The organism is Nocardia sp. CS682 (genome assembly GCF_004634405.1).
GTDB lineage: Bacteria > Actinomycetota > Actinomycetes > Mycobacteriales > Mycobacteriaceae > Nocardia > Nocardia ninae.
The window spans coordinates 1501475-1527112 of the sequence record NZ_CP029710.1 but is presented as its reverse complement, the minus strand read 5'-3'; the positions used below and the strand labels follow the sequence as shown (position 1 = coordinate 1527112).

Sequence of the window (25638 nt, the reverse complement as noted above, 5' to 3'; positions counted from 1 at the left end):
TTCGGAGAAGCCGAAGCGGGGTGCAAGGAATGAATTCGATGATCTATACCGAAATGTTGACCAACACCGGATTGCTGGATCCGCAGGTGTGGTCCGACCAGAACGTCTGGACGGCCGCCCTGGAAACCAGTGAGGCCAGGCGCCGCGGTAGCCGCGGCAAGGGGGGCGGCTCGTGGGTAGTGGGGCTGGTGTGCCTCGGGCTGGTGGTAGTCGGCATCGGACTCATCATCTGGCTGTCGGCCCGTAAGAAGAACAACCAGAACGGCCAGGGACAGCTTCCGCAGCAGGGCAACGGCGGGCAGCCGTATCCGCCACAGCAGCCGTATGGCGGACAGCAGCAATATCCCGCGCAGCAGCAGTACTCGCCGCAGCAGCAGTATCAGGGACAGCAGCCCTATCCCGGGCAGCAACAGCAGTACCAGCAGCCCTACCCGGGACAGCAGTATCCGCAGCAGCAGCAGCAGCAGCAGCCGTACACGCCGCAGCAGCCGTATCCGGTGCAGCAGCAGTACCCGCCGCAGCAGCCGTATCAGCACTGAGCCGCGTGGGGCGAGGCGAAAGCGTAGTCGTGCAGCGGCTTCCGGCGATCAGAACAGTACGGCGGACAGCTTGGTGTACACACCGGGGAACCCGGGACGCGCGGCACCCTTGCCCCACGAGGTGAGCCCGACCAGGCGGCCGTCCACGAGAAGTGGCCCGCCACTGTCGTATTGACCCGTATCGGCCGCGGTCGAACCGGCGCACAGCATGTCGCGCGGATCGAACGCGGTGCCGTATGCCGCGGCGCAGGCCGCGTCCGGCACGAGCGGGACGGTCGCGGTGCGGAGATGGGTGTTGGAGTCGTCGGCTTCGGACGTGGCGCCCCATCCGAGGATGGTGCCGGAGTTCGATTGGGGGAGGGCGACTTCCAGCACCGGTCCGGGCTGAGGACGGTCGAGGGTGAGGATGGCGAGATCGTTGTGATGAACGGTCTCGCCATCGAAATCGGAGTCGTAGAAGTCGGGGTGCACGCGAATGTCCTTGACGTGCACCGTGGCTCCCTCGGATCCGCGAAGCTCGGTGCGGCCGAAGGTGACGGTGATTGCTTGGGGCACCTGACGGGCAGGTGCGACACAGTGCGCCGCGGTGAGGAGCTGATCCGGCGCGATGAGCGCACCGCCGCAGAACTGTCCGGACGGCCTAGTCAGGAACAGCGGGCTGCCCACGGCCGCGAGCCATGGATAGTCGCTCGCCGCGGTTTCCTTGCCGCCGACGATCGCCGACGCCGGTACCGCGGGCAGCCCGAGGGTGAGCAACGCGGCGACGAGGGCCGCGGCACCGCGACGGGGGAGGTGCATCTCATACCGCCTGCGGAGCGGGGCGGTTCATGGCGTGCTGCGCGCCGCCGCGTGGATGGCGACCAGCCGCGCCGCGCGGATCGCGTCCCACAGCGGGCGAAGCAGCGACTCCTGTGCGCCGATCGCGCTGGCCGAGGTCGGTGAGGACGCCGGTTCCCGTTGCGCCACAGTGAGTATGGCGGCGACGTGATCGGCGGTATCGAGAATCTTCCTGGCGCGCAGCGGAATCGAGTCCGGGTAGTCGTGCCTGGAGTAGTCGGCCAGCTCGGCCTCGATGAGTTCGCGCGGGTCCGAGTCGGCCGAGCCGACCGAGGTGGTGTGCAGCTGGAGCAGGGCGTCGGCGGCGTCGCGAACCGCCTCGCGCATCGCGTATTCGGCCTCGCCGAGCGACATGTCCTGGCCGGGCGCGGGCGGGATCGGCGTGCTGTAGACCGACCACTGGAGCGTGTCCTCGTCGGTCCACTGCGGGATGAGACCGGTGCCGTCGGTGCCGGGCGCCCCGATCAGCAGGCCCTCCTCCGCCTCGATCGCGTCGGCGGCGAAGGCGGTGCCGGTGGGCAGGCCACGCACGTCGCCCGGCACCGGAAGCACCAGTCGCAGCTGGGCGCCGGGCTGGGCCATGCTCTCCCGAATCACCTTGAGCAGCGCCATCATTCCGGTCCCGGGCAGGTTGCCCCTGGACGACCACGGCAGGTCGGTGCGGCCACCGGTGACCGGATCGCCCGCAGCGATGGTGTGCTGGGGCGCCCACGCGTGCAGGGCCTCCAGGACGTCGTCGGGCGCGCTACAGCCGGCCAGCCATGAGCCGGCCCACACCGTCAGCGTGGCACTAGGAGAGCACATAATTATCGAGCATAAAGGGTGACGGTTATTCGCGGGCATTCCCGCGAACGGCATTCCTGAGCAGCGACGCGAGTCACTCGCGCGGACCTGCTATTCCGGTTCGGTGACGAAGTCGATCAGGCGCTCCACCGCCCCGATGAGCGGCGCCTCCAGGTCGCGGAACGACTCGACCGCGCCGTAGACCCGCCGCCACCCCTCCTGCGGGGTGCCCCAGCCCAATCGATCACAAATGCCGGTTTTCCAGTCTTCGCCGCGCGGCACCTGCGGCCAGGCGTCGATCCCGACGGTCGCCGGGCGCACCGCCTGCCAGACATCGATGAACGGATGACCGGTGACCAGTACGTTCGGGCCGAGCCCGGTGGTGAGCTGGGTCTCCTTGGACCCGGTGACCAGGTGGTCGACCAGCACCCCGACCCGGCGGCCCGGTCCCGGCTCGAACTCGGTGAGTCGTTCGGCGAGATTGTCCAAGCCCTCCAAATGCTCCACGACCACGCCTTCGACCCGCAGATCGTGCCCCCACACCCGCTCGACCAGCGCGGCATCGTGCACGCCCTCCACCCAGATCCGGCTGGTCCTGGCGACGCGGGCGCGCAGACCCTCGACCCTGGTGGAGCCGGAGGCCGAGCGCGTCGGCTGCTTCGGCGCGGTGGCGGCCGGTTTGATCAACGTCACCGGCTCGCCGTCGATGAGGAACGCGGCCTCGCGCAGCGCGAACAGCCGCACCGCGCCGCGCGCGTCCTCGAGCTTGACGAACTCACCGTCGTAGCTGCGATCGAAACCCACCACGGCGCCGCAGAATCCGCTGGCCGCGTCCTCGACGACGAGGTCGCGCTCCGCCGTCACCCGCGGGACCACCCGCTTCTTCGCTCGGGAATGTCCGGAGAAGATGTCGCCGCCGTAGCTGTCATGCCCGCTCACCCGCTCGAAGCTAGCACCGCCGCTGGCGATTTCAGTACACCGACGCGGCCGATACATCCACGCGACACGGGTGCGCGATTCGTGATTCACCCGAGATCTGTAGTCGTGTCAGTGCCGCCCGTGATCATCACCGGCGCACTAGAGTGGTGGCGTGGCCGCAATAATTTGGCTGGTCGCGGGCATCTTGCTCGCGGCGGCGGAGATGCTCACCGGGGACCTGACGCTGATCATGCTCGGTACCGCCGCGCTGGGCACCGCGGGTGTCAGCGCGATCGCGGGCACCTCGCTGGTGGTCGATGCCATCGTCTTCGGTGTGCTCACGTTGGTGCTGTTCCTCGGGGTGCGGCCGGTCCTGCGCCGCCGCTTCGGCACCCCGCCGCCGACGCCGACGAACGTGGATGCGCTGCAAGGTAAATCGGCGTTGGTACTGGACGAGGTCGCCGCGCATTCCGGTCAGGTGAAACTGGGCGGGGAAGTGTGGACCGCCCGGCCGATGGACGAGTCCGAGGTGTACGAACCCGGTACGAAGGTGTATGTCATGAGGATCGAAGGCGCGACCGCCATCGTCTGGAAGGGGCCGTAAATGGCTGTACTGATCGTTGCCGCTGTACTCGTGCTTTTGGTCGTGGTGGTGGTCTTCAAGTCGATCGCGCTGGTACCGCAGGCCGAAGCGGCGGTGATCGAGCGGCTCGGCCGGTACTCGCGCACGGTGTCGGGGCAGTTGACCTTCCTGGTCCCGTTCGCCGATCGCATCCGCGCCAAGGTGGATCTGCGCGAGCGGGTGGTGTCGTTCCCGCCGCAGCCGGTGATCACCGAGGACAACCTGACGCTGCTCATCGACACCGTGGTGTATTTCCAGGTCACCAGCCCACAGGCGGCGGTCTACGAGATCAGCAACTACATCGCCGCGGTCGAGCAGCTCACCGTCACCACGCTGCGCAACGTGGTCGGCGGCATGACCCTGGAACAGACGCTGACCTCCCGCGATCAGATCAACGGTCAGCTGCGCGGCGTGCTGGACGAGGCGACCGGACGCTGGGGTCTGCGCGTGGCCCGGGTCGAGCTGAAGAGCATCGACCCGCCCGCGTCCATCCAGGAGTCGATGGAAAAGCAGATGAAGGCCGATCGCGAGAAGCGCGCGATGATCCTCACCGCGGAGGGCACCCGCGAATCGCAGATCAAGATGGCTGAGGGCTCCAAGCAGGCGCAGGTGCTCTCCGCCGAGGGCGCCAAGCAGTCGGCGATCCTGGAGGCCGAAGGTGAACGGCAGAGCCGCATTCTGCGTGCGCAGGGTGAGCGGGCCGCCTCCTACCTGCAGGCACAGGGTCAGGCCAAGGCCATCGAAAAGGTCTTCGCCGCAATCAAGAACGGCAAGCCGACGCCGGAACTGCTTGCCTACCAATACATGCAAACGTTGCCGATGGTCGCGCGCGGCGACGCCAACAAGGTGTGGCTGGTGCCGAGCGATTTCGGCAAGGCCCTCGAAGGCTTCGCCACCAGCTTCGGCGCCAAGGGTGAGGACGGTATCTTCCGCTACGAGCCGCCCGCCTCCGACGGCGAGCCGACCAAGGTGGAGGACGACTCCGACGACGTCGCGGACTGGTTCGACACCGCACCCGACCCCGCCATCGAGCGAGCGGTCCGTGCGGCGGAAGAGACCGCACGCAAGCCCGTGGAAGACCTGATGGCCTCGCCGCCGGTCACGCCGCGCCAGGCGTCGCCGCATCAGTCGGTGATGTCCTCTGCGGAAAAGGCGTACCCGCCGCCGCAGGAAGAACTTCCGCAACAGCAACCGCAGCAGCAGTTGCCGCAGCAACAGCCGCCGCAGCAGGAGTCCCAGCAGCAACCGCCGCAGCAACAACCGCAGCAACAGCAACCGCCGACCTACCGGTCCGACGACCCGCACGGCAGGCCGTGGCAGCCGCCGGAGAACTTCTCCAAGTAGGCAGTATCTCGACATAAGTGGCCGGGGGGTCATGCGAACCAGGCGGGAACTACTGCACGTGGCGCTCGTGGCGCCACTCGCGGCCGCCTGTGCTCCGGACCTGCTCCTCGGCAACCCGGGTGCGGTCCGCATCGGGGTGTCCTGGAGCGGATCCGAGCTGGCGGCGTTCCGGGCGGTGCTCGCCCGCCTCGGCTACGACCGCCGGGTGGACGTCGTTCCGCTCGGCGACGACATCGAGACGGCGTTCACCGCGGGCGGCCGCTCGGCGCCGGACATCGTGATGCTGCCGCAGGCCGGACGGGTGCGGGCGCTGGCCGAACAGCGCAAACTGCGGCCGCTCGCGGAAACGCTGTGGTCCGACGAGCTCGGGTCGCGCTACCCGGACGTGTGGCGGCAGTTGGTGCAGTACAACAGCAAACTGTATGGCGTGCCGTTCAAGGCGGCGGACAAGTCGATGGTCTGGTACAGCCGGCGGCTGGTGGACAAGTACCGCCTCGGTGACCCGACCGGCTGGACCATCATGGACTGGCTGGACCGCATGGAAGTGCTCGCCGAGTCGCCGGTGCGGTTGCTCGCGCTCGGTGCGGCGGACGGCTGGGTGCTCACCGACCTGTTCGAGAACGCGTTGCTCGCCGAGTCGCCGCGGATTTACGACGAGGTGGCGGCCGACGGAAATGGTCGGCCCTGGGAAAGTCCTGCGGTGCGTGCCGCATTCGGTCATCTGGGTGCGTTGTGGGGGCATCGACACGCGTTTCCCGGCGGTATCGCCGCCGCATTGACGCGCCAGTTCCCGGACGCGGTGCGCGAGGTGTTCGAGCATCGGCGCGCGGTGATGGTCGTCGTGCCGGACTTCGCCGAACCCATCGTGCGCGCCGCTGTGCGCCGAACCGGTCGCCGTCTAGCGGACGAGGTCGGCGTTGCCGCGTTTCCGGCGGTCGCCCCGGGACAGAATTCGCCGCGCATCGTGGGCGGCGACGTGATGGTGGTGACCGAGTCGGCGACCGAGCGCGCTATGGAAGTGGTTGCGGCGCTCGCCGAACCGTCCGCGCCGCTGCCGTGGATCGAGGAGTATCACGGGTTCATCGCGCCGAACCTGCGTACCACCGCGCGGTATTCGAGCTTCCTCGAGCCCTCGGCGCGCACGTTGAGTACCCGCAGCGCCTTCGACCTGTCCGACCGGATCGGTGCGGTCGGTGGGCGGAACGGGTTGTGGCGCATATTGACCGACTTTCTGATCGCCGTCGGGGACGGGAAGATCGAAGAGCTCGATGGCGCGACCGATCGGGCGATCGCCGCGCTCGATGCGGTGGATCGGCGGCGGTGATGACGGGGCGCTGTGGCGATGGGCTGGCGACTGTGGACGACGCGGCAGCGGCACCGTGGCGCGGCGACGAGGCGGGGTGGTCCGGCGGGGCGGCGGCAGCCAAGTGGGGTCGGCGATGGGCCGACAGGGGTGATGCAGTGATGCCGTGCGGTGGCAGCGGTAGTCGGGGCGTGACGATACGGCGATGTGACGGCGGGGGTGGCGATGACCGATCCGCCTGAGGCGGCGACCGAACGCACTGCCTTCGATCCGCACGGGCTGCTTCTGGAGCTTGCTACCCGGCGGATGCGCGGGCCGCTCGTGGCGGGGAGTCATCCGCGGCGGTGGGTCGGCTGGGTTGCCGGGCTGCCTGCGACCGTGCTGACGGTGTCGCTGGTCGTGGTGCCCGTGGTGTGGACGGTGGTCAGCGCGGTGCGGGCCCGGCCGTTGGTGGTGGCTTCGTGCGCGGTCGTCGCGGTCGGTGCGGTCGGGGTGACACAGCTTGTCAGGAAGCGAGGGGATCAGCGGGACAAGTGGCTTCTGTGGGGGTTGGGGCCGGTGCTGCTGGGGCTGGTCGTCGCGGGGTTGGTGGTGCTGGGCACCGCGCTGGGGCGCGACGGCAGCTGGGCGTATGTGCGCACGTTGGTGTGGGTGCTGTTCGGAGTGGTGCTGATGGTGGTGGCGCTCGGGATCGCTTGGTGGGGAAGGGATTCGCGGTGGCTGTGGTGGCCGCTGATCGTGCCGGTGGGCATCTCCGCGGTGGTGTCCGGTGTCGCCTTCCGGCTGATCTTCCAGTACCTAGGGGATCGGCTCGGCATCGAAAGCGTTGGGGTCTACCGGTTCTGGTTCGCGGCGATGCTGGGTTCGGCGTTCCTGTGGACCTGGTTCGGGTTTGTCACGGGGTTGTTCCGTGCGGGTATTCGCGCCATCGAGTCCGATCCGGCCCGCGCCCGCTACCTGTATCGCGGCGAGAAGGGGACATTGGCGCGGCGGCTCGACGCACAACTGCGTCCGGTGATGCTGATCGTTGGGTTGGCCGTGGGGGTGGCCGCGGCCAGGGTGTTCGATGTGGTGCTGATCGGGGTGCCGGGTTCGATGCAGTACCAAGTCGACAGCGCGACCGTGCACTGGTGGCGGTTGGCCGTCGACTCCGAGATCGAGGCGGGTGTCGCGGCGGCCTACGGTTTACCGCTCGCCGTGCTGGTCGGATTCGTGGCCTGGATGTTGCAGCCCGATGTGCGCACCCAGAAGACGAGCTGGTCGGTGCCGCGGCGGCACGCGGTGGAGGTGGCGCGGCATCCGGCGAAGCCGCTGCGGGTATTGGTGATGCTGGCGGTGTCGGCAGTGGCGTTGCTCCCGATCGTCGCGCTGATCCTGGCGGCGCTGCAGGATCGCAACGGGTGGGGTTTCGGCGCGATCTCCCGGATGTGGCGCGACCCGGCCTTGCTGCGATCACTGGAGACGACCGCGTGGGTGGCCGGGCTGGCCACCGTCATTGTGGTCGCCGCAGGGGTGCCGGTCGCGTATCGGCTTGCGGCACTGCGCCCTAACCGTCCTGCGGCGAACATCGCGGTGGTGTCGCTGGTGGTGCTCTCGGTGCTGCCCGTGCAGAGCTACCTCGGACCGGTCAACACCTTCATCGACACCTACGGTCTCTCCGGCACGCGCATCCCGTTGATCCTGCTGCACGCGGCGGCCGGTCTGCCGATCGCGATCCTGGTCCTGCGCGGCGCACTGCTGGCCGCGCCCGGCACGCCCGCCGCCGATGCTTTGCACGGTCTGGCGGGCCCCGGCACGATCGCCCGGCGCGTGCTGACCACCGCCGGGCCGGCGCTCGGTGCGGTGGCGGTGCTCGAATTCATCCAGGTCTGGAACGATTTCGTGATCGGGCTGTTGATCAGCGGCGCGGGGGCGACGCCGTGGTCGCTGCTGCTCTGGGGCGAGGCGCGTCAATTCAACGAGAACTCGGCACAATTGGCGGCGGGTGCGTTGATGTCGGCCATCCTGCCGGTCGCGTTGCTGCTGGCGACCTGGCGGCGTTGGCTGGTGCCGGGGCTGACCGGGGGAGTGTTGCGATGAGTCACCCCGGCGAGCAGGACCGCGCTTCGTCGGTAGAGCCGAGCGCGCCGAGATCGTCTATCTGGCAGGGTTTTCTGGGGACCGCGTCGGTGGTGGCCTATGCGCTGTTGTTCGAGCTGGCCCGCAATGTAGTGGTGAACTCGCTCGGGGAGAGTCCTGCGGTCGAGGTGGCGGCCGGGACTTTGCGGTGGTTGTCGGTGCTCGTCGTTGTCGCGGCTGCGGTCTATGTGGGCTATCGGTTCGTGCAGCGGTATCGCGAAAAAGTGCGCACGGCACACGAACTCGACATGATCGCTGATCTGGTCGAACCGGGGCCTGAGGTGTCCACGGGGGAAGTCGGGTCGTCGCGTTTGGACTCAGACCCACGCCCGGACCCGGACCGGGACCCGGACATCATTGAAGGGTGGAGGGATGAAGTGGTCGCCGTTTTGCGGGAGCTGCCTGGGAACAAGTTCGAGACAGCCGCGTTGCTTGCCGTATTGACCGCCGCGCTCGACGCACCGGCTCGGCTGCCGTGGGAACAGGACGAGCCGCCACGGACGGCCGCTGTGCTGCTCGGTGACTTACTCCGGGACGGACGCGTGGAAATGGTTGCCGCGCAACGTTATCGTCTACTCGAGGTGCCTGGAGAGCCCCGGAACGAGCACGTGATCGCTAGTCCGCGGTGGGCTGCGGCGTTGACCGCACTCGTGCACTATTACGCCGATCGAGCCACTCGGTGGGCGTTGGCGCTGGATTCGGTGCGCTTCGCCGCCGGGGCAGGCCGCTGGTTCAAAGCCGAAGAGCCGAATCTGTGCAAGCTCGTCAGGGAATGCAAAGCCTTCGATTCGGACATTCCGACCACATTGGTGCCGGAGTTGGTTCGGATCGGGGATGCGCTGGACGGGTGGTATGCGCGAATCGGTGCAGAGACGAGCAGCCGTGAGCTGGCCGCTGTCCTTCGCAACGTGGAAGGAATGAAATCCCTTGTGCTGCAACACGATTTATTCGCGATGCGGGCCGGCGCGCTGAACAGGCGACCGAAGCGTTACCGACCCCGCAACGTGTCCACCAGTCTGGCCGCTCGGTGGGAACATCAAGAGGCACTGCGCAAGTTGGCCGAATGGCGTCGGCGGTCGGATTCACGCCCGCCGACGGATTCCGCCGGCGACCTGGACGCCGTAGTTGCCCACTTGGAGTCCGCCTGGTGGCTCCTCCCGCGAGAAGACGTAGCGGGCGAGGTCTGCGCGCTGATCAACCTAGCCGTCGTGCACATCCGACAAGGCAGGCTCGACGCCGCCCAGGACCGCCTGGAGCTCGCCGAATCACTCACCCGCGACGGCCGCGACCCCGACGGTCGCGCACACATCCGCGAAACCATGGGCATCGTGTGGTGGTCGCGCGGCGAGTACCGCCGCGCCCTGCGCTGCTGGCAACAAGCGCTCACCGCCTACCGCACCTTGGTCGACGACCACGGCACCGCCCGCTGCCTCAAACACCTCGGCTCCGCCATGCTCGTCGCTCCCGGCCACGGCGGTACTCTCCTCCCCGCCGAGCACCTGACCATCACCGAAGTCCGGCGCCAAGCCAGCGGCTGGCTAGCCGAATCACAACGCCTACAACCGAATTCCCTCCACCTCCAGCATTACCTCGGCGAGGCCCGCACACTGCTGACCGACACCGCCGTCCTCACCCACATCGACCACTGGCCCCTCCCCGCCGACGACCACTGACCCCAACCACCTGAGCCCGCCGGTAGGGCAAGTGGGGCTCGCTGCGGTGGGCGGGGGAGCGGGTGCGGTGGCAGACTGCGAGGTATGACGACAACCGAATGGGCCGATGTCGATGGCTACATCGTGGACACTCTGGTGCAGGACGCGGCGACGGCGGCGGCGTTGACGGCGAATGCCGCGGCCGAGTTGCCTGCGATCGATGTGTCGGCGCCGCAGGGGAAGTTCCTGTATCTGCTCGCGCGGACAGCACGGGCGCGGCGGGTGCTGGAGATCGGCACCCTCGGCGGGTACAGCACGATCTGGCTCGCTCGCGCGGTCGGCGAGAAGGGGCAGGTGGTCACGCTCGAGTTCGAGCCGAAGCACGCTGAGGTCGCGCGCAAGAACCTCGACGACGCCGGGGTGGGCGAGCGCGTCGACATCCGCGTCGGCGCGGCGCTGGACAGCCTGCCGGTGCTGGCCGAGGAGAACTCCGATCCGTTCGATCTGGTGTTCATCGACGCCGACAAGGTCAACAACCCGAACTACGTCCAGTGGGCCCTGCGCCTGACCAAGCCGGGCTCGGTGATCATCGTCGACAACGTCGTCCGCCACGGCGGCCTCGTCGACGCCACCTCCGACGACCAGGCCATCCGCGCCAGCCGCGCCACCGTCGAGCTGCTGGCCGCCGAACCGGCACTGGATGCGACGGTCGTGCAGACCGTCGGCAGCAAAGGTTGGGACGGCTTCGCCTACGCAGTGGTGAACGGCGAGCCGACGGACTGAGCGTTGCGCGATCGCGGACGGGCAGATCCCCCTGTCGGCCGCGATCGGTCGCACGGATCGGCAGCCGGGTCGTGGGCATGCGGAATTACGAGCTCGGCTGCCGAATCGCAGGCGGCCGCGTCGCAACGTGGTCCGTGCTTACCGCGCCGCTCGCCCGACGCCAGATCCACTACGGTCAAACCGATCTCGATGATCTCGCTGACCGCACCGGGCGGCGTCTTGCCGTCCCAGCAGGTCGCCTCGACATCGACGACATTGAGCAACCCCGTGTTTCCTCCCACGGGCGTAGAGCGTAGGGAGCGTGCACCGAGACGACCAACAGGTTTACGGGATCAGCACGACCTTGCCGGTCGTACCGCGGTTCTCCAGGGCGTGATGCGCCGCGGCAGCGTCAGCGAGCGGGAATCGGTGGACCGCGGGTCGTAGCCGCCCGGCGGCCGCCTCGGCGATCGCACGGTCCTCGAGGGTGCGAAGGTCACCGCCCGCGCGTTGGAGCATCGGCGGGCCGAGCACGAACTCGGACGTGATGCCGCGGGCGGCCAGCTCATCCGCGGACAGTGGCGGTGTCCCAGCGTCTTTCGGATCTTGACCGGACGCACCGAAGACCAGGTGTTGGCCACCTTTGCCGAGCAGATCGATGGCGGCGCGGGCCGTCTCGCCGCCCACCGAGTCGAACAGCACTGTCGCCGAACGGTCACCGAGGTAGCCGCGGACCTGATCGGGCCAGTCGGCGAGCAGGTAGTCGACCGCGAGGTCCGCTCCATTGCGTTGCACCAGTTCGACTTTCGCGGGACCACCCGCGAGACCGACAACGGTCGCCCCGGCATTCTTCGCGTATTGCACCAGCAGCGTGCCGATGCCACCCGCTGCCGCCGTCACGATGACGATGCTGTCCGCACCGAGCTCGGTGAATTGCAGAATGCCCATGGTCGTGCGACCGGTCCCGATCATCGCGACCGCTTCGGCAGGGTCGAGATTCGCCGGAATCTCGTGCAGCCGAGCAACTTCCGTCACCGCGGACGACGCATACCCGCCGGGCACCATCCCCAGGTGCGCGACCACCTGCTTGCCGATCCAGCCCGCGTCGACCTCGGCGCCGACCGCATCGATCGTCCCGGCGACCTCACGCCCGGGTACTGTCGGCAGCTCCGGCACGGGGTAAGGCCCGGACAGCCCCTTGCGCAACGCGGTGTCGATGAGGTGAACTCCGGCCGCGGCCACGGTGATTCGCACCTGACCCGGCCCCGGATCCGGATCGGGCAGGGTTTCGTAGCGCAGGTTTTCGGCCGGGCCGAAGGCGTGAAGACGGATCGCGTGCACGGTGGCTCCTGTTCGTGATGGTCATCGACCACCGTGCAACATGAAGCTAGGTTCAGGTCAAGTCGGCCCGCCTGCGCGCCTTGGCCTCGAAGCCGTCGCAGAGCGCGGCGAGACCGGCGTAGAGCAGATCTTCCTGCGAGAGGTCATTGATCCCGCTGCCCTCCAGGTCGGCGAGCGCGGGCGGCACCGGATACTGTGATTTTCCTTTCAACATCGTGCGCAATCCATTGTCACCCTCCGGGTTCATCCCCTTGCGCGCCATCAGCGCGGCGCTGATGTGCGGCAGGGTCGCGCCGGAGATGTGATTCCACACGCTGAACGCCATGGTCGTGGCTTCCCTGGTCGAGACGTTGAGCTCGGAAAACCCCTCGACCATCCACGCCAAGCAGGCCAGGCTTTGCGGGCCGAAGCTGTAGCGCGGCGTGGCGAAGGTGAGGAGCACCCACGGATGTTGCTGGTAGAGCGCCCAATCGATCTCGGCGGCGATGCGGACCCGGTCGCGCCAGGTCCACTGCTGTCCCTCGGCGGAGGGGTAGGGATTGCGCCGCGCCACCTCGTCGGTCATCGCCTCGAGAAGTTCGTCCTTGTTCGCGACGTGCCGGTACAGGGACATGGCGCCGACGCCCATCTTGTCGGCGATCCGACGCATGGACAACGCGTCGAGGCCCTCTTCGTCGGCGAGCGTTATGGCGGTGTCGATGATGGCGGCTCGGTTGAGCTTGAGCTCAGTCATCCCATGACTCACTTTCACTTCCGGGGGAGCTTGCGTACACTGTACTCCAGTTGTGCGTACGGCGTACGCGAGATGGAGAGGAATACCTAGGATGACAGACGTTGAGGCGGTGCGGTCCGCGCAGGCGGCGCCCACTGTCGGCTCGCGCCGCGCGTGGTTCGGGCTCGCGGTGTTGCTGCTGCCGGTGCTGCTGGTGTCGATGGACATCTCGGTGCTGTTCCTGGCGATGCCGACCCTCACCGTCGACCTCGACCCGTCGGCCGCCCAGCAGCTGTGGATTCTGGACATCTACGGCTTCCTGATCGCGGGCCTGCTGATCACCATGGGCAACCTCGGCGACCGGATCGGGCGGCGCAACATCCTGCTCGTCGGCGCCACCATCTTCGGTATCGCCTCGGTCGTCGCCGCCTTCGCGCCGAGCGCCGCGGTGCTCATCGTGGCGCGGGCGCTGATGGGTGTCGGTGGTGCGACGCTGCTGCCGTCCAGCCTCGCGCTGATCTCCACTCTGTTCCCGGACGCGCGCGAACGGGCCGCCGCCATCGGCGTGTGGACCGCGTTCTTCGCGGGCGGCTCGGCCGTCGGCCCGATCATCGGCGGCGTGCTGCTGCACCAGTTCTGGTGGGGCTCGGTCTTTCTCATCAACATCCCGGTGCTGCTGATCCTGCTCGCCTTCGGCCCGTTCGTGCTGCCCGAGCACCGCGCGGGCGTGCTCGGACCACTCGACCTGCCGAGCGTCGCGCTGTCCATCGGCGGCATCCTGCCGCTGGTGTATGGAGTCAAGCACGCGGCGGCCAACGGGATCGATGCGGAGTCGATCATCATCGCGCTGCTCGGCGTGCTGATCCTGACCGTGTTCGTGCGCAGGCAGCGCACGCTGGACGAACCGCTGCTCGACCTGCGACTGTTCTCCAGGGCCGGGTTCTCGGTGGCCATCGGGTCCAGTCTCGTCGGCATGATGTCGCTGGCTGCGATGAGCTACCTCACCAGCATCTATCTCCAGTCGGTCACCGGACGCGACCCGCTGGCGGCCGCGCTGCTCGGTATTCCGATGGCGGTCGCGGTCTTCATCTTCTCGATGAGCGGTGCCCGGGTCGGCCATCGCTTCGGCACCCGCAACACCTTCGTGTTCGCGCTGACCGCCTCGGCCGTCGGCAATCTCATGCTGCTGGGCGTCGGCGTGCACGGCGGCCTCGGGTGGTACCTGGCCGGATCCACCATCGCCGGCATCGGTTACGGCCTCGCCTTCACCCTGGTGTCGGACGTGGCGGTGTCCTCGGTCCCCGCCGAACGGGCCGGCTCGGCCGTCGGCATCTCGGAGACCAGCTTCGAGCTCGGCAACGCGCTCGGCCTCGCTCTGCTGGGTTCGCTTGCCGCACTGATCTTCCGCTCCGGCGGCGACTTCGCGGCCACCCTCGGCGAGACCATCCACGAGTCCGGCGACAACGCCGCGCTGATCGAGTCCGCCCGCGAATCCTTCGTCTCCGGAATGCATATCGCGACCGCGGTCGGCGCCACGCTGCTCATCGCGATGGCGATGATCGCGCGATTCGCCTCGCCCGCTCGTGTCAGTTCCAACGCGGGAGCGGCGCACTAGCGAAGGCCGACCTTCGGGTGATCCACCGGAATTCACCGATCCGCCCGCGAACGCCGTCGCATGCGGTAGCCCTGATCCCACGACTGCCGGGATCAGGGCCATCGAACGCGACGGGTTGTGGCGGCGCGATGTGGGCCGTCGCGGCGGCGCCCGCTTGTGCCCTACGATCGCCACCCAAATTGGCGCGCTGCTAATAGAGTCGGAAGCGTGAACGAAACTCCGGCGCAGAGCAACGGGCGGCCGATCGCCGAACGAGTGGCGACGCGGCTGCTGTATCCGACCTCCCGTCCGCGCGCGAAGACGCTGCGCGAGGCCGTCGACGGCAAGGTCGTGCTGGTCACCGGCGCGTCACACGGCATCGGCAAGGCGAGTGCGCGCAAGCTCGGTGCGGCAGGTGCGATCGTGCTGCTGGTCGCCCGGTCCGCCGACGACCTGCGTCAGGTCGCCGCGGAGATCGAGGCCGACGGCGGCACCGCGCACGTCTACCCTGCTGATCTCACCGACATGGATGCGGTGGAGCGGCTGGCTCGTCAGTTCCTGGACGAACACGGTCACATCGATGTGGTGATCAACAATGCGGGCAAGTCGATTCGCCGCTCCATCAGCGACTCCTACGACCGCTTCCACGATTTCACCCGCACCATCGACATCAACTACCTGGGCCCGGTGCGCCTGCTGCTCACCCTGCTGCCGGATATGCGCGAACGCAAACAAGGCCACATCGTCAACATCTCCACCTGGGGTGTGCTCATGCCGCCCGCCCCGCAGTGGGCGGCCTACGGCGCGTCGAAGTCGGCCTTCGACGTGTGGCTGCGTAGCGTCGCCGCGGAAGTCTCCGGCGACGGCGTCACCACCACCTCCATCTACATGCCCCTCGTGCACACCAGAATGAGCGCCCCCACCGACTTCAGCCGCGTCCCCGGCCTCACCGTCGACGAGGCATCGGACCTGGTCTGCCACGCCGTCACCACCCGGCCCCGCGAGATCGCGCCATGGTGGTCGGCCCCGGTCCAAGCCTGGACCAACCTCACCCGCAACCAAGTGCAACGGTTCTTCGAACGCGGCCTGTCTCTCTTGCCCGGAAGCTCGACCCGGACTTAGTCGCTACTCGAACGCGCCCTGTCCCGCCTGTCGGGAAAATCGGGCCGGACTTAGTCGCTTACTCGAATGCGGCCTGTCCCGCCTGTCGGGAAAATCGAGCGGGACCTAGTCGCTACTCGAATGCGATCTGTCCCGCCTGCCCGCGAGCTCGAGCCGGACCTGGCCGTCTTCTCGAACGAGCCTTCCACCGCTGAACTGTGCCCCGCGCAGGCGATTACAGCGGGATCCAGGTCGGCCACCACGGCGGAATGTTGTTCTCGCAGATCGGTGTCGGGTAGTCGCTGCCGTGGAACAACCACAGCGTCGCCCACACGACCAGCACTGCGGCGACGACGGCGGCGAGGGAGGCGAGCGCCGACCGATGACTCACCCTTTGCGTGACCGCATACACAACCCCGGTGACCGTGACCGAGACGACAAAGGTGGCCGGCAAGTAGAGCAACAGGAGGACCATCGCATTGCCGGCACCGCCGACATCGCAGGCACTCCACATGCGGCCGAGCAGTATCACCGTGCCGAGGGCGGCACCCGCACTGGCGATTACGCAGACGGCGGGGCCGGGGTTGCGCATCAGTTCTCGTGCCTGAACTGGGTGAGATCCCTGCCGTCGTTCTCGGCGGCTTCCATCTTGTCGATCGCCTCGGTCACACCTTGGTGGAACTGTTCGGGCGTCATGTTGGGTCCGTATTTGTTGTAGAGGTCGATCCCGGCGCGCATGGTGATCTGGTCTGCCTCGTCGTTCTTACCGACCAGGACGGACTCGCCGAGCGAGGCACCCTTGATCAGGGTCTCGGAGTCGATCCCCGCGGCGCGGCCGACGTATCCGTAGTGGATGTTCGAATAGATATCGTAGTAGACCTTCCGGTCGGTGCCGGGCTGCTTGAAATAGAAGTCGTTCGACGTCTTCAGGTTGAATTTGCTCTGTAGCTGGGGTTTGTGGTCCCACGCTTGTCCCGGCGCGACCTTCACGCCCCACATCGTCAGGGCCGTCATGATGTCGTTGCCGTAGTTGCGGCCGAACTCGTACCACTTCGGCTTGCGCAGCAGCCCCTGGATCATCTTGACGGTGTCGGAATTGATGTTCCGTTTCATCTCGTCGAAGATAAAACGTTCCGCATCGGAGAAGCGTTTTTCGTCGAGCGTCGTCTGGCTGCCGCCGATCGCGTCGAACTCGGTCTTCATCGCCGCGCTGAGTTTCGTCAGATCCTGTTGCAGCCGCTTGTCTTCGGTTTCCACGCTATTGGCGGCGGTGACGATTTGGCGTTCCCATTCGGCTCGGGTCGATTCCAACGCCGGCGTCGGATCGCTGCCTTGCGGCAAGGAGACACCTAGCGTCGACCCCACCGCAAAGCCCGCGGCCTCAGCGGAGGTGATGTATCCGCGCGCCGAGTTCAACGGGGTGCTGACGTCCCAGTAGCCCTGCTCGAGCCGGTCCGCCGAGGCCGTCAGGGTATCGGCCATCGCGTACGCCGTCTTCCGGTCCTTACCGGCCCGGTCCAGCGCCGCCTCGGCGGCCACGCCCTGCCAGTCGGGCGCGGTGACGCTGCCGACGTACCGTTCGAACAGGTTCTCGATTTGCGGGCCGATGCGTTTGAACGCCTGAGCGATATCCCAGATGGGCTGGGCATCATACTTTTCCAGTTGGCTTCTGGTCGGCGTCATTTCGGTTTCTGCCAATCACCGGAGGACTTGGTGAAGGTGGCGGCCAAGGACACCGTGCTGGCCTCCTCGGCCTTCTGGAACTGGACCGTGACCGCGTGCATGAGGTCCCCGATCTCACTGAGCCGACGCGATACCGCGGGCACCAAACTGGTTTGCACATCGAGCGCCATCATGCTTGCCGCGACGACAGATTCCAGCGTCGAGTTCCCGCCGAACGGTAGGAGGACTTGGATCGGGACAGCCTGCAGCGCATCCAAATCGGCTGCCTCACCGCTCAATTTGTGCAGTGTTTTCGACGCGGTCCCCAGTTTTTCCAGATCGACTTTTATCGTCATCGACGATTCCCCATTTCGACACCGGTACGCGCGATGTATATCGTCGCGGCCTGACCTTGCAGAATAATGGACCAGGCAGCCGACCGGAAGATTCGGCCAGCCCCCAATACTTCTGGTGGTCCAGAACCGGACCGGCCAGCCCGGGACACGCCCAGCGACACGCCGGGCATAGGATCCCCCGGTGGGTGAAATCGGTCCGACGAGTCTGGCGACGCTGTTCGCGCTGGCGGATTCGCGATTGCCGATCGGCGGACATGTGCACTCCGGTGGTGTCGAGGAGGCGATAGCGTCCGGCCTGGTGCGTGACGTCGCGACGGTCGAGCTGTACCTGCGCCGCCGGATCAGCACCTCGGGCCTGGTCGCGGCATCGCTGGCGGCCGCGGTGTGCGCGGGCGCGCTGGAACCGCGGCGCGCCGAGGCCGAGGCGGACGCACGAACTCCGTCGCCCGCCGCACGGACGGCGTCGCGCGCGCAGGGCCGCGGCCTGTTGCGCCTGGCCAAACAGCTGTGGCCGCAGGAGGATTGGTCCACGCTCGGCCCGCGCCCACACCTGTCGACCGTCTTCGGCCTGGTCGGCGCCGCCTGCGCGGTGACTCCGCAGGAGACCGCGGGTGTAGTCGTCTATACGACCCTCACCGGTGCCGCGACCGCCGCTCAACGGCTGCTCGCACTGGACCCCGCCGCCATCGCAGGCTGCACCGTCCGCCTCGCCGACCTCTGCGATCGCACCGCGGCCGAAGCTGCCGACGGCCTAGCCTGCCTGTCCGACCCGCTACAGGACGTACTCGCCCAACGCCATTTGCACCGCGACATGCCCCTGTTCGCCAGCTGAATCCCCGAAAGAAGGAGATCGCCCCATGCCACCGCACCTGATCGACGGTGAACCGCACGACCACACCCACGACCGGCCGAAACGCCAGCGCACCCCCGGTGAGGCGCTGCGCATCGGCATCGGCGGTCCGGTCGGCTCCGGCAAGACCGCGCTGGTGGCCGCGCTGTGCAGGCAGCTGCGCGAGGAACTTTCGCTCGCCGTGCTGACCAACGACATCTACACCACCGAGGACGCCGACTTCCTGCGCCGCCACGCGGTGCTGCCGGACGAGCGCATCACCGCGGTGCAGACCGGCGGCTGCCCGCACACCGCCATCCGCGATGACATCACCGCCAATCTCGACGCGATCGACGACCTGATCGCGGCGAACCCGCCGCTGGACCTGATCCTGGTCGAATCCGGCGGCGACAACCTCACCGCCACCTTCTCCTCCGGCCTGATCGACGTGCAGATCTTCGTGGTCGACGTGGCCGGCGGCGACAAGGTGCCGCGCAAAGGCGGTCCCGGCGTGACGTTCTCGGACCTGCTCGTGGTCAACAAGACCGACCTGGCCCCGCTGGTCGGCGCGGATCTCGGCGTGATGGAGCGCGACGCCGCGAAGGTGCGCGAAGGCCGCCCGACCGCGCTGATCTCGCTCACCGACGACCCCGCCGCCACCGCGGTGCTCGGCTGGGTGCGCGAGCAACTGCGCCTCATCGCCGAGCAGGACCGCGAATCCGCAGTTGCGCACTGAAGTACGGATAGTCGCGACCACCGCGGCGCTGCCGGAGATCCACGCGAGCGGCGGGCTGTCGGCCCGCCGCACCGGCCCGCACACCGTGCACCTGATCGGCACGGCGGCGACTCCGCTCGGCGGCGACGAGCTCGACATCACGATCGTGGTCGGTCCCGGCGCGCGGCTCGTCGTGCGCTCGGTCGCCGCCACCATCGCGCTGCCGAGCGCGGCGACACCGTTCTCGGTGGCGCACTGGCACTTCCAGGTCGACAGCGGGGGAGACCTCGACTTCGATCCGGAGCCGACGATCGTGGCGGGCGGCGCGCGCCACCACACGATCAGCTCGGTCCTGCTGGCGCCGGACGCCCGGCTGCGCCTGCGCGAACGAGTACAGATCGGACGTTCCGGTGAAGACACCGGCAGTTGGCGAGGCGACCTCATCGCCGACCTCGGTGATACCCCACTGCTGCGACACCGTCTGGAACTGGGCGCGGGCACAGCCGCCGATGACCAGCTGGCTGCACCGCGCGCATTGGAGAGCGAATTGCGCTACCCCGACGATCGACCGGTGAACACCGCGGGCCTGACCGAGACCCGTCTCCCACTGGCAGCGGGCGGCACTCTGCTTACCCGCACGAGCTCACTCCTCGCCGCTGTCGGCTGATCTGCGCGGTGCAGCGGTCAGCGGCTCGGATGCACCCGCTGCCGCGGACGGTTGCGATGTCCCGGTGCCGCCGAAGTCCTGCTGGAACACCGTGCCCGGGGCGAGGCCGCCGCCTCCTGCCGTCGGGAACGGATCGTTGTATTCCCCGCCGTGCCGCCCGTATCGACGGATTCGCACGTAGCGCGCGATCATCAAGCCGATCGCGGCGAAGAACGGGGCAACGGCGAAGAACACAACCACCCAGCCGCCGGCGTCCATCGCAACTCCCTCACTGATTGCTGTTGTGTTGCGCTGATCTTGTCAGTATGAAGACTCGCCGAAAGCGACGCGCCGAATCAGAAACACGTCCGGGTGGCGAGGGTCACCGAGACGCGTACTCCGCCCACAACGGGACAAAGAGAAAGGGTGGGAACTCGACAGTGTCGTCGGGCTCCCACCCTTATTCGCTAACCGCGGCACGAAGTGGTCAGTCGCCGACGACCCGCGAGGGGGCGTTGAACGCATTGACCGCGCCGACGGCCGCACCGGCCGCCGCACCGATCGCCGCCGCCGGGATGGTGATCACGGCCGCGCCGAAGGTCGCGCCGAGCATCGGGCCCGCCACCACACCGACCGGCACGAACGGCAGCCCGACGACCAGGCCCACCGCACCGCCGACGAGCGCGGAGGTCGCCGCGAACGGGGCACCCGACGCCGCACCGGCCAGCGCGCCCATGGCGGCCGTGCCGACGGTCTGCCCGGCGATCCGGTCGGACCTGCTGCGTTCCATGCCGACCGAGTCGAGGAAGGTGGCCAGGTTGGCCTCGGCGATGGCCGCGTTGTCGTTGATCTGGATGGCCTGTTCCTGGTCGATCCAGTCCGGCGCGTCGACCTGGACGTCGCCGAAGCGGAACTTGCCCGGCGGCGGCGCGATCGGCGGCACCGGCGCCACCGGGACCGGTGCGTGCAGCACACCGACCGGTGCCAGGTACTTCTTGTCCGGCAGCGGCCGCGACCACTGCAGCGAGCTCTTGGTGTTGTCCGGGATGTCCAAGCCCTCATACGGCATGGCGTTCGGCGGTTCGGCCGCAGGCCACTGCGCGGGCTGATCCGGCTGTGCCGTCACATTGGGTTGTGCAGGCTCGGCATTGGCGGTGCCGGTGCCGACCAGTGCGAGGACCAGCGGTACCGCACCGGCCGCGACCATCGAGCCCACCTTTTGCCGCTGCGGGTTGGGGGCTCTGTGCTTGCCTGTGCCCATAGGTAGATCGCCTTTCGTCAGGTCAGAAGAGATGTCACTTTCGACGTCCGACATTCGGATCTGCTGGGCACCTGGATGGGTTCATTTTCGGCCGACTCGTCGGCACTGCCATTGCCGACAAATAGCTACGTGTGGGTTGCGGATGCGCTTCGGAGCGGGGGTCCGGACACTCCGGACACGGCAGGCGGGACAGCTGGACAGACTCGCCCGAAACAGACCGGAGGCGATCTCCGGTCTGTCGGGCAGACCGAAGATCGCCTCCGGTGAAATCAGGCGGTGCGGCTCAGCTCACCCGGCCGTCGATGGCGGCCTTGGCCTTCTCCGCGAGCTTGCGGTTGTCCGCCGGCGGCGCCCCCAGCGCGGCCGCGAGCTCGTCGGCCTCTTCCTCATCGGAGTTGACCTGCTCGAGCGCGAGCCGCGCGAACACCCACTGCTCGGTGGCTGCCATCTGCCCGCGGCTGCGGCCGAGGAAGGTGACGAACCACTGGATGACGGTGACGATCCGGCTGCGGTAACCGATCAGGTAGTACAGGTGCAGCGCCAGCCAGGCCAGCCAGGCGATGAACCCGCTGAACTCCAGCTTGCCCACCTGGCACACGGCGTTGAACCGCGACACCGTCGCCATGCTGCCCTTGTTGAAGTATTTGAACGGCTTACGGTCTTGCGGCGCTTGACCGTTCAGCCCGGCCTTGATGGCCTTGGCCGCGTAGGTGGCGCCCTGGATCGCGCCCTGCGCCTGGCCGGGCACGCCGGGCACCGACATCAGGTCGCCGACCACGAACACGTTCGGATGTCCCTTGATGGTCAGGTCCGGCTCGACCACGACGCGTCCGGCGCGGTCCACCTCGGTGCCGTCGGAGCGTTCGGCGAGCATCTTGCCCAGCGGGCTGGCCTGCACACCGGCCGACCACACCTTGCACGAGGATTCGATGCGGCGGATGGTGCCGTCGGCGTCCTTGACCGTGACGCCCAACGCGTCGATATCGGTGACCATGGCGTTGAGCTGGATCTCGACGCCCATCTTCTCCAGCCGCCGCTTGGCCTTGTTGCCGAGCTTGGGTCCCATCGGGCCGAGCACCGCGCCCGCCCCCTCGAGCAGCACGACGCGGGCATCGCGCGGATCGATGTTGTGGAAGGTGCCTTCGAGAGTGCGGTCGGCGAGTTCGGCGATCTGCCCGGCCAATTCGACACCGGTGGGTCCGGCGCCGACCACCACGAAGGTGAGCAACCGGTCGCGCATCTCCTGGCTGGTGGCCAGCTCCGCACCCTCGAAGGAGCCGAGGATGCGGCCGCGTAGCTCGAGCGCGTCGTCGATGGTCTTCATGCCGGGCGCGTAGGTGGCGAACTGGTTGTTGCCGAAGTACGACTGCTGCGCGCCGGTGGCCACGATCAGGCTGTCGAACGGGGTGACGGTGTTGGAGTTGAGCAGCCGCGAGGTGACCGTCTTGGCTTCGAGGTCGATGTCGATGACATCGCCGAGCAGCACCTGCGCGTTCTTCTGCTTGCGCAGCACCAGCCGGGTGGCGGGCGCGATCTCGCCGACCGAGAGGATGCCGGTGGCCACCTGGTAGAGCAGCGGCTGGAACAGGTGCGAGGTGGTTTTGGAGATCAACGTGACGTCGACGTCGGCCCGCTTGAGGTGTTTGGTGCCGAACAAGCCGCCGAAGCCCGAGCCGATCACCACCACCTGGTGACGACGGTTCTCGGCAGACTGAGTGCTCATCGTCCTACTCCTCGACAGACCTGGGGTTTGTGCCCCCGCGAACGGTTGTGGTCAGGTCCCCACCGTAGTCGGGTCTGTCTCGCCGGTCGCGCCGACATCCCGTTCCGGGCGAGTGGCCTCGCGCATTCGCGCTCGTAAGCGTTCTTGGTTGCGCTGCGATGCCTCGCACTTGCCGGGCAAGCATCGCCCGTGCTCGGTTGCGGCGAACCACCCGAACGAATGCGCAAAAGCGAATACGATAAATGTCTCTTTCAGGGAGGTTTGCCATGGTCGCCGGGGACCGTGCTGTCGGCCGAAAGCCCAGCCTGCGCGGGCGATCCGACGGCAAAGCAGCATCGGAGAACGCCGCGCTGATCGATATACCGCGCGATCATCTGCTCGATCGGGCATTGCACCGGCTACCGGAACGGCGGCAGATCCTCGCGACACCGCCGCAGGGCAGCGAGACGACCGCGGTGCACGGGGACGCCGGACTGCCGTACCTGGGTCGAGTGCTCCAGTACATGCGCTGGGGTCCGGCCGAGATGGTCGGCCGCTATCGCAAATACGGACCGGTCACGGTGAACACCTCGCTCGGCATCGACCGGGTGCTGGTCGCCGGGCCCGAGGCGCTCGACGAGGTGCTCGGCCGACGGCGTCGCGACTTCGGCCAGGGCTGGGACTACTTCATCGGCCCCTTCTTCCGGCGCGGCCTGCTGCTCCTCGAGTTCGAGGAACACAAATTCCACCGCCGGATCATGCAGCAGGCGTTCACCAGGGAGCGCCTGGAAGCGCATCTCGCGGCGCTCACTCCCGTGGTCCGCGCCAGCATCGACCGCTGGGTTCCGCAGGGCGGCAACGCCGAACGGACGGTGCGGCTGTATCCGACCATCAAGGAACTGACCCTCGACATCGCGGGGGAGACGTTCATGGGTGTCGATGTGGGCCCGCAGCGGCGTCAGCTCATCGACGCGTTCATCGACTGCACGCACGCGGGTCTGGCGATCGTCCGGCATCCGGTCCCGGGCGGCAAGTGGCGGTCCGGGCTGCGCGGCCGGAAGGTGCTCGAGGAGTACTTCACCGCGATGCTGCCGGAGAAGCGGCGCTCGGAGTCACCGGACTTCTTCTCCGGACTGTGCCACGCGCGCAGCGAGGACGGCGGCGTGTTCGGGGACGCGGATGTGGTGAACCACATGATCTTTCTGATCATGGCCGCGCACGACACCACCACGACAACGGCCACCGCGGTCGCCTACTACCTGGGCAAACACCCGCAGTGGCAGGAGCGGGTGCGCGCCGAGGTGCTGGCCCTCGACGCCGAAATCGATGGTGCGGCACCGGCTATCGACCAGTTGGAGGGTCTTCGCGACCTGGATCTGGTGGTGAAGGAGAGCTTGCGGCTGATGCCGCCGGTGCCTGGTTTGTCGCGTCGTGCGGTGCGCGACACCGAGATCGCGGGCCACTACATTCCGGCGGGCACCCCGATCGACCTGGCCTATCAGGTCAATCACCTGCTGCCCGAACTGTGGACCCGGCCGGAGCTGTTCGATCCGGAGCGCTTCGGCGAGGCCCGCCGCGAGGACAAGTCGCATCGGCTGGCCTGGCTGCCGTTCGGCGCGGGCGCGCACAAGTGCATCGGCATGCATTTCGGCACGTTCGAGGTGAAGACGGTCATCGCCGCGCTGGTGCGTGCGTACGCGTGGCAGATACCGGGGAATTATCGAATGCCGTGGGGGTTCAACGCGATTCCGGCCCCGAGGGACGGAGCGCCGATGGTGTTGCGTCGACGCTCCGCCTGAAACCGATGGGTGTGTGCAGGGCTCGTTCAGCGCCCCGCGAGCAGCATCTCGGCCACCTTGGTGTCGGTGTCGGCGCCCTCGGTGTAGCCGCCCTGGTCACCGAGTGAGGTCATGATGGCCAGCGTGTAGCGCTCGTTCGGACCGGCGAAGCCGACCGAATTCACCACCCAGCCACCCTGTTCGGCGGACCAGCCGTTCTTCAGGCCCGGCCGCATGTTCGCGCCCGCGCCCCACACGCCCCAGTGCTGGTTGCTGTCCACCGAGCGCATCCGGTCCAGCAGGTAGTTGCGGTCGTCGGGGTGCATGACGGTGAGGATGTGGTCCATCAGCCGGTCCAGGTCGGCGGCGGTGCACTTCTGGAACGACCAGTCCGGGAACAGCGCGGTGTTCGTCGGCTGCGGAACCAGGGTGTTCATGCCGTTGTTGCGGAAGGCGTTGTTGAACGCCATCCGGTCCAGGCCGGCGTACTTGTTCCACAGCCGGTCCGCCGCGCCGTCGTTGGATGTGGCGAGCATCGACTCCATGGTCATGCGATCTTCCGGCGTCAGGTTGATCGCGCCGACCCTGGCCCGGTTCAGCAAATCCTCGGCGATCGCCAGTTTGATCGTGGAGGCGGTCCAGACCGCGTTCTCCGCGTTGGCATTCGCGTAGACGCCGCCGGAGACCCGGTCGCGCACAACATAACCGGTGACGCCGGGGCGGCCGGTCAGGTATTTGTCGACCGCGGCGATCCGGCTGCTCATATCGCAGTCGAAACCGGCCAGGCACGCGCTGGTATGCGCGAGCGGCGCGGCGGCCGCGCTCGGCAGCACGTTCGGCGCACTGGGGATGAGGATCGCCGCAGCGGCGAGGACACAGGCGGATGCGGCCACGCGGGGAACGGTTCGGGTGGCGGGCGAGGGTTGACGCACGAGGGATCACGATCGCACATCCGCGAGCTCGATGCACGTCTTGAGCTCGAATTCGGCGTGTGCTAAAGGTTGTGCGCTTGCGTCCCAGCGGGTTTCGGCCACCACGAACCATTCAGCGGAACGCGGCCTGT

General features: G+C 67.8%; 26 protein-coding genes. 13 read left to right on the top strand and 13 right to left on the bottom strand.

The features are described 5' to 3' along the window. Positions 1-38: 38 nt before the first annotated feature. Positions 39-539 (top strand): hypothetical protein, encoded by a 501-nt coding sequence (locus DMB37_RS40935; RefSeq protein WP_206055203.1) that lies wholly within the window; start codon positions 39-41, stop codon positions 537-539. A 48-nt stretch (positions 540-587) separates the two neighbouring features. Here DMB37_RS40935 and DMB37_RS06485 read toward each other — a convergent pair whose 3' ends face one another. The 3 genes from DMB37_RS06485 to DMB37_RS06475 form a co-directional block, all read right to left on the bottom strand. Further along, positions 588-1337, bottom strand: a complete 750-nt coding sequence (locus DMB37_RS06485; protein WP_135231924.1) for a trypsin-like serine protease — start codon at positions 1335-1337, stop codon at positions 588-590. Positions 1338-1364: 27 nt separating this feature from the next. After that, positions 1365-2180 (bottom strand): hypothetical protein, encoded by an 816-nt coding sequence (locus DMB37_RS06480; RefSeq protein WP_135231923.1) that lies wholly within the window; start codon positions 2178-2180, stop codon positions 1365-1367. Positions 2181-2270: 90 nt separating this feature from the next. Beyond that, a complete protein-coding gene (locus DMB37_RS06475) occupies positions 2271-3098 on the bottom strand; it encodes a DUF3097 domain-containing protein (RefSeq protein WP_135231922.1) in 828 nt (275 codons plus the stop codon). Positions 3099-3249: 151 nt separating this feature from the next. On the opposite strand from DMB37_RS06475, the gene DMB37_RS06470 reads away from it, so the two are divergent. The 6 genes from DMB37_RS06470 to DMB37_RS06445 all read left to right on the top strand — a co-directional run bounded on the left by DMB37_RS06470 (position 3250) and on the right by DMB37_RS06445 (position 10899). After that, positions 3250-3681: an NfeD family protein gene (locus DMB37_RS06470; RefSeq protein ID WP_135231921.1), complete on the top strand. Its 432-nt coding sequence runs from the start codon at positions 3250-3252 to the stop codon at positions 3679-3681. Then, complete coding sequence (locus DMB37_RS06465; protein WP_135231920.1) at positions 3682-5043, top strand: SPFH domain-containing protein; 1362 nt, start codon at positions 3682-3684, stop codon at positions 5041-5043. It abuts the gene before it with no gap. Between the two features lie 31 nt (positions 5044-5074). Beyond that, positions 5075-6367 (top strand): ABC transporter substrate-binding protein, encoded by a 1293-nt coding sequence (locus DMB37_RS06460; protein ID WP_240772269.1) that lies wholly within the window; start codon positions 5075-5077, stop codon positions 6365-6367. Positions 6368-6571: 204 nt separating this feature from the next. Continuing rightward, positions 6572-8425: a hypothetical protein gene (locus tag DMB37_RS06455; protein WP_135231919.1), complete on the top strand. Its 1854-nt coding sequence runs from the start codon at positions 6572-6574 to the stop codon at positions 8423-8425. Next, on the top strand, positions 8422-10137 hold the full coding sequence (locus DMB37_RS06450; RefSeq protein ID WP_135231918.1) for a tetratricopeptide repeat protein: 1716 nt from the start codon (positions 8422-8424) through the stop codon (positions 10135-10137). The genes DMB37_RS06455 and DMB37_RS06450 overlap by 4 nt, the downstream gene beginning before the upstream one ends. Before the next feature lie 84 nt (positions 10138-10221). After that, positions 10222-10899: an O-methyltransferase gene (locus DMB37_RS06445; protein ID WP_135231917.1), complete on the top strand. Its 678-nt coding sequence runs from the start codon at positions 10222-10224 to the stop codon at positions 10897-10899. Here DMB37_RS06445 and DMB37_RS41245 read toward each other — a convergent pair. From DMB37_RS41245 to DMB37_RS06430, 3 genes are read right to left on the bottom strand one after another with little or no spacing between them, the layout of a single operon-like run. Then, positions 10866-11180 (bottom strand): hypothetical protein, encoded by a 315-nt coding sequence (locus tag DMB37_RS41245; protein WP_240772268.1) that lies wholly within the window; start codon positions 11178-11180, stop codon positions 10866-10868. The two genes, DMB37_RS06445 and DMB37_RS41245, sit on opposite strands and share 34 nt — an antisense overlap. A gap of 43 nt (positions 11181-11223) precedes the next feature. Continuing rightward, positions 11224-12219, bottom strand: a complete 996-nt coding sequence (locus DMB37_RS06435; RefSeq protein WP_135231916.1) for a zinc-binding dehydrogenase — start codon at positions 12217-12219, stop codon at positions 11224-11226. Positions 12220-12271: 52 nt separating this feature from the next. After that, the gene (locus tag DMB37_RS06430; protein ID WP_135231915.1) at positions 12272-12952 is read right to left on the bottom strand and encodes a TetR/AcrR family transcriptional regulator; all 681 of its coding nucleotides are present in this window, start codon (positions 12950-12952) and stop codon (positions 12272-12274) included. A gap of 91 nt (positions 12953-13043) precedes the next feature. On the opposite strand from DMB37_RS06430, the gene DMB37_RS06425 reads away from it, so the two are divergent. Together DMB37_RS06425 and DMB37_RS06420 are read left to right on the top strand one after the other, a co-directional pair. Beyond that, positions 13044-14546 (top strand): MFS transporter, encoded by a 1503-nt coding sequence (locus DMB37_RS06425; RefSeq protein WP_135231914.1) that lies wholly within the window; start codon positions 13044-13046, stop codon positions 14544-14546. A gap of 207 nt (positions 14547-14753) precedes the next feature. Next, a complete protein-coding gene (locus DMB37_RS06420) occupies positions 14754-15647 on the top strand; it encodes an SDR family NAD(P)-dependent oxidoreductase (protein WP_240772267.1) in 894 nt (297 codons plus the stop codon). Between the two features lie 214 nt (positions 15648-15861). Here DMB37_RS06420 and DMB37_RS06415 read toward each other — a convergent pair whose 3' ends face one another. The 3 genes from DMB37_RS06415 to DMB37_RS06405 are packed head-to-tail and all read right to left on the bottom strand — an operon-like array spanning position 15862 to position 17644. Continuing rightward, a complete protein-coding gene (locus tag DMB37_RS06415; RefSeq protein WP_135231913.1) occupies positions 15862-16218 on the bottom strand; it encodes a hypothetical protein in 357 nt (118 codons plus the stop codon). Continuing rightward, positions 16218-17324 carry a polymorphic toxin type 44 domain-containing protein gene (locus DMB37_RS06410; protein ID WP_167768760.1) on the bottom strand — a complete coding sequence of 369 codons (1107 nt, stop codon included), beginning with the start codon at positions 17322-17324 and terminating at the stop codon, positions 16218-16220. The genes DMB37_RS06415 and DMB37_RS06410 overlap by 1 nt, the downstream gene beginning before the upstream one ends. Next, a complete protein-coding gene (locus DMB37_RS06405) occupies positions 17306-17644 on the bottom strand; it encodes a hypothetical protein (protein ID WP_135231911.1) in 339 nt (112 codons plus the stop codon). Before DMB37_RS06405 ends, DMB37_RS06410 begins: the two co-directional genes overlap by 19 nt. A gap of 181 nt (positions 17645-17825) precedes the next feature. Here DMB37_RS06405 and DMB37_RS06400 point away from each other — a divergent pair, with 181 nt between their 5' ends. From DMB37_RS06400 to DMB37_RS06390, 3 genes are read left to right on the top strand one after another with little or no spacing between them, the layout of a single operon-like run. Then, positions 17826-18476, top strand: a complete 651-nt coding sequence (locus DMB37_RS06400; protein ID WP_135231910.1) for an urease accessory protein UreF — start codon at positions 17826-17828, stop codon at positions 18474-18476. A gap of 25 nt (positions 18477-18501) precedes the next feature. Further along, positions 18502-19209: an urease accessory protein UreG gene (gene ureG, locus DMB37_RS06395; RefSeq protein WP_135231909.1), complete on the top strand. Its 708-nt coding sequence runs from the start codon at positions 18502-18504 to the stop codon at positions 19207-19209. After that, positions 19199-19855 carry an urease accessory protein UreD gene (locus DMB37_RS06390; protein ID WP_135231908.1) on the top strand — a complete coding sequence of 219 codons (657 nt, stop codon included), beginning with the start codon at positions 19199-19201 and terminating at the stop codon, positions 19853-19855. Before ureG ends, DMB37_RS06390 begins: the two co-directional genes overlap by 11 nt. Here DMB37_RS06390 and DMB37_RS06385 read toward each other — a convergent pair. From DMB37_RS06385 to DMB37_RS06375, 3 genes are all read right to left on the bottom strand, one after another. Continuing rightward, positions 19832-20113 (bottom strand): hypothetical protein, encoded by a 282-nt coding sequence (locus DMB37_RS06385; RefSeq protein ID WP_135231907.1) that lies wholly within the window; start codon positions 20111-20113, stop codon positions 19832-19834. The two genes, DMB37_RS06390 and DMB37_RS06385, sit on opposite strands and share 24 nt — an antisense overlap. Before the next feature lie 208 nt (positions 20114-20321). After that, positions 20322-21095 carry a hypothetical protein gene (locus DMB37_RS06380; protein WP_240772266.1) on the bottom strand — a complete coding sequence of 258 codons (774 nt, stop codon included), beginning with the start codon at positions 21093-21095 and terminating at the stop codon, positions 20322-20324. A 283-nt stretch (positions 21096-21378) separates the two neighbouring features. After that, positions 21379-22818, bottom strand: a complete 1440-nt coding sequence (locus DMB37_RS06375; RefSeq protein WP_135231906.1) for an NAD(P)/FAD-dependent oxidoreductase — start codon at positions 22816-22818, stop codon at positions 21379-21381. Positions 22819-23084: 266 nt separating this feature from the next. Here DMB37_RS06375 and DMB37_RS06370 point away from each other — a divergent pair, with 266 nt between their 5' ends. Continuing rightward, positions 23085-24596 (top strand): cytochrome P450, encoded by a 1512-nt coding sequence (locus tag DMB37_RS06370; protein WP_135231905.1) that lies wholly within the window; start codon positions 23085-23087, stop codon positions 24594-24596. 26 nt (positions 24597-24622) lie between these two features. Here DMB37_RS06370 and DMB37_RS06365 read toward each other — a convergent pair whose 3' ends face one another. Next, positions 24623-25468, bottom strand: a complete 846-nt coding sequence (locus tag DMB37_RS06365; protein ID WP_135231904.1) for a tat pathway signal sequence — start codon at positions 25466-25468, stop codon at positions 24623-24625. Positions 25469-25638: the final 170 nt, after the last annotated feature.

What these genes read in the sequence shown, in the direction of transcription:
- DMB37_RS40935 (WP_206055203.1), top strand. Translation starts at nt 39, where the DNA reads ATGATCTATACCGAAATGTTGACCAACACCGGATTGCTGGATCCGCAG.
- DMB37_RS06485 (WP_135231924.1), bottom strand. Translation starts at nt 1,337, where the DNA reads ATGCACCTCCCCCGTCGCGGTGCCGCGGCCCTCGTCGCCGCGTTGCTC.
- DMB37_RS06480 (WP_135231923.1), bottom strand. Translation starts at nt 2,180, where the DNA reads ATGTGCTCTCCTAGTGCCACGCTGACGGTGTGGGCCGGCTCATGGCTG.
- DMB37_RS06465 (WP_135231920.1), top strand. Translation starts at nt 3,682, where the DNA reads ATGGCTGTACTGATCGTTGCCGCTGTACTCGTGCTTTTGGTCGTGGTG.
- DMB37_RS06460 (WP_240772269.1), top strand. Translation starts at nt 5,075, where the DNA reads ATGCGAACCAGGCGGGAACTACTGCACGTGGCGCTCGTGGCGCCACTC.
- DMB37_RS06455 (WP_135231919.1), top strand. Translation starts at nt 6,572, where the DNA reads ATGACCGATCCGCCTGAGGCGGCGACCGAACGCACTGCCTTCGATCCG.
- DMB37_RS06450 (WP_135231918.1), top strand. Translation starts at nt 8,422, where the DNA reads ATGAGTCACCCCGGCGAGCAGGACCGCGCTTCGTCGGTAGAGCCGAGC.
- DMB37_RS06445 (WP_135231917.1), top strand. Translation starts at nt 10,222, where the DNA reads ATGACGACAACCGAATGGGCCGATGTCGATGGCTACATCGTGGACACT.
- DMB37_RS06430 (WP_135231915.1), bottom strand. Translation starts at nt 12,952, where the DNA reads ATGACTGAGCTCAAGCTCAACCGAGCCGCCATCATCGACACCGCCATA.
- DMB37_RS06425 (WP_135231914.1), top strand. Translation starts at nt 13,044, where the DNA reads ATGACAGACGTTGAGGCGGTGCGGTCCGCGCAGGCGGCGCCCACTGTC.
- DMB37_RS06415 (WP_135231913.1), bottom strand. Translation starts at nt 16,218, where the DNA reads ATGCGCAACCCCGGCCCCGCCGTCTGCGTAATCGCCAGTGCGGGTGCC.
- DMB37_RS06405 (WP_135231911.1), bottom strand. Translation starts at nt 17,644, where the DNA reads ATGACGATAAAAGTCGATCTGGAAAAACTGGGGACCGCGTCGAAAACA.
- ureG (WP_135231909.1), top strand. Translation starts at nt 18,502, where the DNA reads ATGCCACCGCACCTGATCGACGGTGAACCGCACGACCACACCCACGAC.
- DMB37_RS06385 (WP_135231907.1), bottom strand. Translation starts at nt 20,113, where the DNA reads ATGGACGCCGGCGGCTGGGTGGTTGTGTTCTTCGCCGTTGCCCCGTTC.
- DMB37_RS06380 (WP_240772266.1), bottom strand. Translation starts at nt 21,095, where the DNA reads ATGGGCACAGGCAAGCACAGAGCCCCCAACCCGCAGCGGCAAAAGGTG.
- DMB37_RS06375 (WP_135231906.1), bottom strand. Translation starts at nt 22,818, where the DNA reads ATGAGCACTCAGTCTGCCGAGAACCGTCGTCACCAGGTGGTGGTGATC.
- DMB37_RS06370 (WP_135231905.1), top strand. Translation starts at nt 23,085, where the DNA reads ATGGTCGCCGGGGACCGTGCTGTCGGCCGAAAGCCCAGCCTGCGCGGG.